Source organism: Micromonospora sp. LOL_013 (assembly GCF_048060315.1).
Lineage (GTDB): Bacteria > Actinomycetota > Actinomycetes > Mycobacteriales > Micromonosporaceae > Micromonospora_E.
On sequence record NZ_JBHMIQ010000073.1, the window covers coordinates 1 to 7,518 of the forward strand.

Genomic DNA, 7,518 nt, shown 5'->3' on the forward strand with positions numbered 1-7,518 from the left:
GTCGGGGCTGCGCCCCGACGCTGCCGCCTGCCCACTCACGGTTGTTTTTCCGGTCAGATCCGGCTGTACGCCGGGTCGGTGTCAGCGTGGTCGGTGGCCTCAATCTCCACCAGGTACGGCAGCGGCGGAGCCGGCCGAGGTGCGACCGGCGGACGGACGTCGTTACGAATGACGACGGTCTGCGACGGCACCGCCCAGCCGTACCGCACCTGGTACTCGCCCGGGCCGGGGCCGGGCGGTCCGTCCGGGCCGCTGCGGCTGAGGCCCACCACGGGCGACTCCCGCTGGCCCGCTGCCGGTCCGGGCGGTGCCAGGGTCCCGGCACCGGTTCCGTCCGGTGGCTGGCCGGCACCGGCCCCCGTCGGTTCGGTCGCGGTGCAGCCGGCGGCGGCCAGCAGTACGGCGAGGCTGACGATCATCGGTACGCGCAGATGGGCCATACCGGACTGACGCGCGGCTCCCGATCGGGGTTTACCAGTGGCCGGACCCCGCCCGCGTCGGCGGTCCGGTCAGGATCGCCACTTGATCGAGCAGCCCATGCTCGGCTGGTGCGGCTCGGGCACCGGCTGCCCGGCCAGCACCAGTTCGATCGCGGCCCGCAGCACCGTCCCGGTGACCGGCTTGCCGTTACCCGGGGTGGAGTCGTCGAACGCGCCCCGGTAGGCCAGGGTGCGGTCGGCGCCGTACAGGAAGAAGTCCGGAGTGCACACTGCCTGGTAGGCGCGCCCGACCTGCTGAGTGGCGTCGACGAGGTACGGGAACGTCCAGCCGGCCCGCTGGGCCTGCGCGGCGAGCTGCGCGGGGGCGTCGTCGGGGTACGCCTCGGCGTCGTTGGTGCAGATGCCGACGACGGCCAGGGTCGGAAACTCGGCGAGCACCTTGGCCAGTTCGACCTCGACGTGTTTCACGTACGGGCAGTGGTTGCAGACAAAGGCGACGAGCAGCGCCGGGGCGGCGGCGAAGTCGTCGCGGCGGACCACGTGACCGGAGACGTCCGCCAGCGCGAAGTCGGGCGCGGGGGTGCCCAACGGCACCATCTCTGAGGTGACAGCCATGCCCGCCACCCTACCCGCGCGGTCGGTTGGGGCAGCGAAAGGCTGAGCGGTGCCACCTCGGCGGCCAGTCGAGCGGTGTCGTTGCCCACACCCCGTCCGGTGGGTCGGACGGATCGCCGTGGTCACGCTATCGTCAATTTATTCAACGCATGATGAAATCGATGGAGGTGGGCGCGATGGACACTGACACTGCCGACTGCGTGGTCGCCGGTGGTGGACCGGCCGGCATGATGCTCGGCCTGCTGCTGGCCCGAGCCGGGGTGCGGGTCGTCGTCTGTGAGAAGCACGAGGACTTCCTGCGGGACTTCCGCGGCGACACCGTCCATCCGTCGACCTTGCGGCTGCTCGACGAGCTCGGCCTCGGCGACCAGTTCGCCGCCCTGCCGCAGACCCGGATCCACCAGGTCGCCTTTCCGACCGGCGAGGGCCGGCAGATCGTCGTCGGGGACCTACACCGGTTGCACACCCCGCACCCGTACATCGCGATGGTGCCGCAGTGGGACCTGCTCAACTTGCTGGCCAGGGCGGCGTCGGCCGAGCCGACCTTCACCCTGCGGATGGGGGCCGAGGTGACCGGCCTGCTGCACGACGGTGACCGGGTCGCCGGGGTGTCCTACCGGACCACGGACGGCGCGACCGGCGAGATCCGCTCGGCGTTGACCGTGGCCTGCGACGGACGCTGGTCGGCGGTACGGCGGGCGGCCGGGCTGCGGCCCCGCGAGTTCCCGGTGCCGATCGACGCCTGGTGGTTCCGGCTGCCCCGGCGAGACACCGACGACCTGTCGGGCCTGGTACCGGCCGCCGGCCACGGCGCGATGGTCGTGGTGTTCCCCCGGGAGAGCCACCTCCAGGTCGCCTACATCGCCCGCAAGGGCACCGACGCCGAGCTGCGCCGCCGCGGGCTGGCGGCGTTCCAGCGCCAGGTGGCCACCGTCGCGCCCCGGCTCGCCGACCGGCTCGACGCGCTGACCAGCATGGACGACGTCAAACATCTGGACGTCCGGGTGAACCGGCTGCGCCGCTGGCACCGTGACGGTCTGCTCTGCATCGGCGACGCCGCGCACGCGATGAGCCCGGTGGGCGGGGTCGGCATCAACCTCGCAGTCGCCGACGCCGTCGCGGCGGGGACCCGCCTGGCCGGGCCGCTGCGCCGGGGCCGGATCACCCCGGCGGAGCTGGCCACGGTACGGGCCCGCCGGGCCCTGCCGACCGTCGTGGTGCAGACCCTGCAGCAGAATCTGCACCGCACCATCGTCCAGCCGATCCTGGACGGTCGGCGGGTCGGCCCGCCGGCCCCGCTGCTGGCCCTGATGCGCCGGTTCCCACCGGCGTCGCTGCTGCCCGCCTACCTGATCGGCATCGGACCGCGTCCCGAGCACGCACCCAGGTACGCCCACCGGGGGGTTCAGCCCGGCTGAACCCCCCGATCGGCCCGCACGGTCAGGATCAGGTCGGCGACCAGCGCCGTCCAGCCGGTCTGGTGCCAGGCGCCCAGGCCGGCGCCGTTGTCGCCGTGGAAGTACTCCGGGAAGGCAATCAGGTCCCGCCAGTCGGGGTGCTGCTGGAACGTCTCGGCGGCGCCGTAGATCGGCCGCCGACCGTACCCGTCGCGCAGGAACAGCGAGATCAGCCGGTACGACAGGTCGTCGGCGATCGCGTTGAGGGTGCGCTTGGAGCCGGATCGGGTCGGGTACTCGATCAGCAGGTCGTCGCCGAAAAAGGTGGCGAAGTCCCGCAACGCGCAGACCAGCAGGTAGTTGGTGGGCATCCAGATCGGGCCCCGCCAGTTGGAGTTGCCGCCGAACAGCCCGCTGGCCGACTCGGCCGGCTCGTAGCCGACGGTGAAGTCCTGCCCGCCGAGGGAGACGGTGAACGGCTCGTCGAGGTGCCGCCGAGACAGAGTGCGCAGCCCGTACGGGGAGAGGAACTCGTCCTCGTCGAGCATCGGGGCGAGGATCCGCACGATCTGCTCCGGGCCGACCATCGACAGCAGCCGATGCTGCCGGCCGTCGCCGGCCAGCCGGCGGGCGCCGATCACGTCGGCGTACTCCGGCTTGTTCGTCAGGAACCAACGCAGCCGGGCCGCCAGCTCGGGCAGCCGGGCCAGCGTGCCCGAGTGCAGCGTGGTGGTGGCGGCCAACGGCAGCAGGCCGACCACCGACCGCACCTTCAGCGGCAGGGTGTCACCGTCGGGCAGCCGCAGCTGGTCGTAGAAGAACGAGTCCTCCTCGTCCCACAACCCCTGGTCGTAGGCTGCGGCGGCGATGTAGGCGAAGTGTTCCAGGAACTTGGTGGCGATGTCGGTGTAGGTGTGGTCGTGCACCGCCAGGGTCAACGCCATGTCCAGCATGTTCAGCGCGTACGTCGCCATCCAGCCGGTGCCGTCGGACTGCTCCAGCACCCCGGCCACCGGCAGCGCGGCGGACCGGTCGAACGGCCCGACGTTGTCCAGCCCGAGGAAGCCGCCCTCGAAGACGTTGTTGCCATTTATGTCCTTGCGGTTGACCCACCAGGTGAAGTTGAGCAGCAGCTTGTGCATGATCCGGGCGAGGAACTCGAAGTCGCGCCGGCCGTCGATGTCGAACACGCGCAGCGCCGCCCAGGCGTGCACCGGCGGGTTGACGTCGGCGAACGCCCATTCGTACGCCGGGATCTGCCCGTTGGGGTGCATGTACCACTCGCGCAGCAGCAACAGCAGCTGGTCCTTGGCGAACTGCGGGTCGACCCGGGCCAGCGTGGAGCAGTGGAACGCCAGGTCCCAGGCGGCGTACCAGGGATATTCCCAGGGGTCCGGCATGGAGATGACGTCGAAGCTGTTCATGTGCCACCAGGCTGCGTTGCGGCCGTGGGCGCGCCCGCCCGGCGGCGGCGGGCTGGCCGGGTCACCGGCCAGCCACTGGGCGACGTCGAAGTGGTAGAACTGCTTGCCCCAGAGCACACCGGCGAACGCCCGGCGGGCGACGAGGCGTTCGTCGTCAGTGGCGGCGGCCGGGATGACGGTGTCGTAGTAGCGGTCGGCCTCGGCGTGCCGGGCGGCCAGCGTCGCGGCGTGCCCGGCACCGAGGCTGAACCGGGGCGGCGGGGTGTTACCCGGCGGCGGCGCGGTCAACGTCAGCCGCAGCCGGATCCGGTCCTCGCCGCCGGCCGGCACGTCGAGGACATAGTGCAGCGCGCCCTTGGTGCCGGTCAGCTCCGGGTTGACCGTGTCGGCGCCGTCGACGACGTGGTCGTTGATGCCGTCCTTCGGGTACGGCGTGCGCGACGGCTGGCCCCAGAGCCGCTCGGCGTTGCTGTCGTTGTCGCACAGCAGCGGAGTGGGGTCGCCGTCGCCCTGCAGCACCAGCTGCCCGAGCACCCAGTGGTGGCCGACCAGGCGGTCGCCGTCGCCGGTGAGCACCGGGATCTGGTCGCGGCCGGGCAGCCCCCATCCCCAGGTGTTGCGGAACCACAGGCTGGGTAGGACGTGCAGTCGGGCATCGGTGTCGCCCCGGTTGGCCACGGTGATCTCGATGCACATGTCGGCCGGCCCCGCCTTGGCGTAGTCGACGGTTACCGCCCAGTACCGGTCGTCGTCGAAGATGCCGGTGTCGACCAGTTCATACTCGGTCTCGTCGCGGCCGCGCATACCGTTGACCGCGACGAGATCGTCGTACGGAAAGGCGGCCTGCGGATAATGGTAGCGCCAACGCATCCAGGAGTGGGTGGGCGTGGAATCCTCGTACCACCAGTAGTCCTTCGCGTCCTCGCCGTGGTTGCCGCCGTCGCCGCCCAGACCGAACATGCGCTCTTTGAGGATCGGGTCCTCGCCGTTCCACAGCGCCAGACCGAAGCAAAACGTCTGCCGGTCGTCACAGACGCCGGCCATGCCATCCTCGTTCCAGCGGTACGCCCGGGATCGGGCATGATCATGCGGAAAGTAGTCCCACGCCGTACCGTGCTCGCTGTAGTCCTCCCGTACCGTTCCCCATGCCCGCTCTGAAACGTAGGGCCCCCATGCCCGCCACGGCTGCTCACCCGCGTCGGCTTCCGCCAACCGGGTGCGCTCCGGATCACGATACGTCCGCCTGGAGTTGACCATGACGGTCATTCTTCCTGGGACGTGTTTCCGGCACTTGTCGGACCGTCACCTTGCCGGCACATCAGCGCCGTATCGCCGGCCCGGAACCGCTCCGCCGCCGCCCAGCACCGCCCGCCGTACCACCGCCCGCCACCGCCCAGCCACCGGCCCGCAGCCCGCTCACGCCGGTCGACCAGCCATGGAGGAACATTGCTCGATATCAGCTTCGGACCGCAGGTCTGCGGCGACCTGGCCGCCGGAGCCAGCCGGGAGTGGCTGGTCACCGACGGCCGGGGCGGCTACGCGATGGGCACGGTCAGCGGCCTGCGTACCCGGCGCTACCACGGCCTGCTGGTGATCGCCGGGGCCACCCCGGCGACCCGACGGGTCGGGCTGGTCAGTCTGGACCCGGCGATCACCCTGCCGTCCGGCGCGCAGGTCCGCCTCGGCGTGCACGAATGGTCGTCCGGCGTGGTCGACCCGCCCGGCCACACCCTGCTGGAGCGGTTCGACCTGACCGACGGGGTCCCGCGCTGGCGGTGGCGGATCGGCGACGTGGTGATCGAACGGGAGATCGCGATGACGCACGGCTCGCCGTGCGTGGCGGTCACCCACCGGCTGGTCAGCGGCGGACCGGTCACCCTCACCCTGGCCGCGGTGACCACCTGGCGGGACGCGCACGGCGAACGGGACGGGCAGGCTCCCCCGCCGCGGATGGACAACGTCGACGGCGGGACGGTGATCGAGGGCGCGTTCCGGGTGCACGGCCCGGACTGGGTGCCGGCGGGCAACTGGTGGGACGGCGTGTACCACCGCGAGGAGGCGGCGCGCGGGCTGCGGCCCGAGGAGGACCTGTGGTACGCGGGCAGCTTCACCGCCACCCTCGACGGCCCCGGCGCGGTGGCCGAGGTGACCGCGTGGGCGGAGCAGCTGGAACAGGTGCCGGCCCCAGCGGCCACGATCGTCGCCGCCGCCCGGACCCGCAACCGGGCGGTGGTGGCGGCCGCGAAACCGGCCGACGCCGTCGACGCCACGCTGGCCCTGGCCGCCGACGCGTTCGTGGTGCGCACCGGCACCGGGCCGGACGTGGTGGCCGGCTACCCGTGGTTCGGGGCGTGGTCGCGGGACACGATGACGTCGTACGAGGGGCTGTTCCTGGCGACCGGGCGGGCCGACGAGGGCCGGGAGCTGCTGCGCGGCTACGCGGCGACGCTGTCCGAGGGGATGCTGGCGAACACCGCCGACACTGGGCACGTGGAGTACAACACCGTCGACGGCACCCTGTGGTTCCTGCACGCGGTGGACCGGCACGTCGCCGCGACCAGCGACATCGACCTGGCGGCCGAGCTGCTGCCGGCGCTGCGCGAGGTGGTCGCGGCGCACCTGCGCGGCACCCGGTACGGCATCCGGGTGGACGAGGCCGACGGGCTGCTCACCGGCGGTGCCGGCGGTGAGGCACTGACCTGGATGGACGCCCGGGTGTCCGGGGTGCCGATCACCTCCCGGGAAGGCAAGCCGGTCGAGGTGAACGCCCTGTGGCTCAACGGGCTGGCGGCGGTGAGCGAACTGGCGCAGCTGGTGGACGGCGACCCGGGGGCGGCGGCGAGCGTGTACCCGAAGGCGCAGGAGTCGTTCCGGGCCCGCTACCCGGCCCCGTCGGGGTGGCTCTACGACGTGCTGGACACCCCGGCGCAGTACCCGCTGGGCGGGGATCCGCACGCCGACGACGACGCGCTACGCCCGAACCAGCTGCTCGCCTGGTCGCTGCCGTACGCCCCGTTGGAGCCGGACCCGGCACCGCTGCGGGCGATCGGCGCGGCGCTACTGACCCCGCTGGGTCTGCGTAGCCTGGCGCCGGACTCAGCCGGCTACCTCGGGCAGCACCGGGGCGGGCCGGTCCGCCGCGACGGCGCCTACCATCAGGGCACGGTATGGCCGTGGCTGATCGGCCCGTACGTGTCGGCGGCCCGGCGGTCCGGTCTGGACGTCTCCGACGTGTTCCTCGGGCTGACCGCCCACCTGAGCGAGTACGGGCTCGGCTCGGTCAGCGAAACGGCCGACGGGGATCCGCCGCACGGCGCCACCGGCTGCCCGTTCCAGGCGTGGTCGGTGGCCGAACTACTGCGGGTCCGACGAGTCTGATCGGTTGCTGTTACATCAGCGCAATGCGATTGTCTTCCCTGGTTATCCCGTTGCCGGCAGTATCGTCGGCAACCCAAAGACGCGTCAGCACCCGCAATAGGTGTCTGATCGCGCATGTCCGGTGCCGATTTGAATTGAGGGGGCTGTCGATGTCACCTGCCGCCGACGTGATCGACATCCGCGCACCACGGTCGCAGCGGATTCTGATGCTGTCCTGGGAGTACCCACCCGTCGTGGTGGGCGGACTGGGCCGGCACGTACACG

General features: G+C 71.8%; 5 protein-coding genes. 2 read left to right on the top strand and 3 right to left on the bottom strand.

The window, feature by feature from the left end; genetic code table 11:
• Positions 1-53 precede the first annotated feature (53 nt).
• Positions 54-419, bottom strand: coding sequence for a hypothetical protein (locus tag ACFHWS_RS28140; RefSeq protein WP_416569539.1), 366 nt, complete (start codon positions 417-419; stop codon positions 54-56).
• A 90-nt stretch (positions 420-509) separates the two neighbouring features.
• On the bottom strand, positions 510-1,055 hold the full coding sequence (locus ACFHWS_RS28145; protein ID WP_416553439.1) for a thioredoxin family protein: 546 nt from the start codon (positions 1,053-1,055) through the stop codon (positions 510-512).
• Between the two features lie 176 nt (positions 1,056-1,231).
• On the opposite strand from ACFHWS_RS28145, the gene ACFHWS_RS28150 reads away from it, so the two are divergent.
• A complete protein-coding gene (locus ACFHWS_RS28150; RefSeq protein WP_416569540.1) occupies positions 1,232-2,473 on the top strand; it encodes an FAD-dependent oxidoreductase in 1,242 nt (413 codons plus the stop codon).
• On the opposite strand, the gene ACFHWS_RS28155 is transcribed toward ACFHWS_RS28150, so the two are convergent.
• Positions 2,461-5,133 (bottom strand): MGH1-like glycoside hydrolase domain-containing protein, encoded by a 2,673-nt coding sequence (locus tag ACFHWS_RS28155; RefSeq protein WP_416553443.1) that lies wholly within the window; start codon positions 5,131-5,133, stop codon positions 2,461-2,463. The two genes, ACFHWS_RS28150 and ACFHWS_RS28155, sit on opposite strands and share 13 nt — an antisense overlap.
• Before the next feature lie 189 nt (positions 5,134-5,322).
• Between ACFHWS_RS28155 and ACFHWS_RS28160 the strand changes: the two genes are divergently transcribed.
• A complete protein-coding gene (locus ACFHWS_RS28160) occupies positions 5,323-7,254 on the top strand; it encodes an amylo-alpha-1,6-glucosidase (protein ID WP_416569541.1) in 1,932 nt (643 codons plus the stop codon).
• Positions 7,255-7,518: the final 264 nt, after the last annotated feature.

Excerpts from the sequence above, each read along its gene's own strand:
- ACFHWS_RS28140 (WP_416569539.1), bottom strand. The coding sequence starts at position 419 with ATGATCGTCAGCCTCGCCGTACTGCTGGCCGCCGCCGGCTGCACCGCG.
- ACFHWS_RS28145 (WP_416553439.1), bottom strand. The coding sequence starts at position 1,055 with ATGGCTGTCACCTCAGAGATGGTGCCGTTGGGCACCCCCGCGCCCGAC.
- ACFHWS_RS28150 (WP_416569540.1), top strand. The coding sequence starts at position 1,232 with ATGGACACTGACACTGCCGACTGCGTGGTCGCCGGTGGTGGACCGGCC.
- ACFHWS_RS28155 (WP_416553443.1), bottom strand. The coding sequence starts at position 5,133 with ATGGTCAACTCCAGGCGGACGTATCGTGATCCGGAGCGCACCCGGTTG.